The sequence below is a fragment of the Oleiphilus sp. HI0128 genome (genome assembly GCF_001635365.1).
On sequence record NZ_LWGG01000999.1, the window covers coordinates 1 to 996 of the forward strand.

The following is a 996-nucleotide window of genomic DNA, read 5'->3' on the forward strand; positions in this document are numbered from 1 at the left end:
TAGTCTCAGGTCAAAAGCTTAGGTTTCGCCTGCGGCTACACAACGTGGTGTTGCGCTAGTTAGGTGTTCTAAAAAATCTAACCAGTTCATCAAACATCACTCCGGCCACAAAAACACGTGGCCTGCGTTGGACGCACGATAGAGCCGTGCGCCGTTTATAAAAGCGTTAAATGTTTTTTTGCCTTTAGGTTTAAGGCTCAATATTCGGCAAGGAGTGCTCAGTTCTAATCAAGCATTCCACCGTTTAAAATTTTAGGGTGTGTGGCACGGTTTCCAACTGTTCCGTTCTGCTGTTTAAGTTTCTCAGGTACATTTTAATTTGTAGAGGCTTCGTCGGTGGTGTGCTCCTAGGGAATCCGGTAAAGTCGCCATCTATGGTGTTTTTGTCTCAAGGCAAGCACTTAGGTTTTAACGTGGTGTTTGGTTTAGTTGGGTGTTCTAAAACATCTAACCAGTTCATCAAACATCACTCCGGCCACAAAGAGACGTGGCCTGCGTTGGACGCACGATAGAGCTGTGCGCCGTTTATAAAAGCGTTAACTTTCCAGGAAGAGTATGAAGTTCGATCAGCCATTGAGGGCAATCAACAACAAACTGCCCAATAAGAAGCCTTCATACTATCTGAAGCTCTTAGTAGTGGTTGTCGTAAGCGCTATTTTGGTTTCAACTTTATTAATTGCCGCAGGTGTCAACGAGCGCATAAGCGGTAATGTAGGTGGTCTCATTGCGTTCCTGATTGTGCCGTGTTTTTTTGGGTATATGTTGGCGCATTTATACAACGTTGAACGCAAAGCATCGGATTCAGTAAACGTGTACCTGCCTCAACTCACAAGCTCAGAGTCTTTTAACAAAATTAGTGACGGCTTTAGTTCTTTTACGCGCTTTCTGTTAGTAATTTATGCATACTTATTACTAGTTCTAATTATTGCGTTACCGGTCATGGGAGTACTCAGTGCACTTGCAAGTTAACAAGGCAATCTTGCGGAACTCCGTGTG

Annotated in this window: 1 protein-coding gene; it reads left to right on the forward strand. The window is 43.9% G+C overall.

Features of this window, described 5'->3' with window-relative positions:
* Positions 1-555: 555 nt before the first annotated feature.
* Positions 556-969, forward strand: coding sequence for a hypothetical protein (locus tag A3763_RS16980; RefSeq protein WP_068633990.1), 414 nt, complete (start codon positions 556-558; stop codon positions 967-969).
* The last annotated feature ends 27 nt before the right edge of the window (positions 970-996 follow it).

Bases quoted from the DNA above. Each gene is read 5' to 3' on its own strand.
- A3763_RS16980 (WP_068633990.1), top strand. From the start codon at position 556: ATGAAGTTCGATCAGCCATTGAGGGCAATCAACAACAAACTGCCCAAT.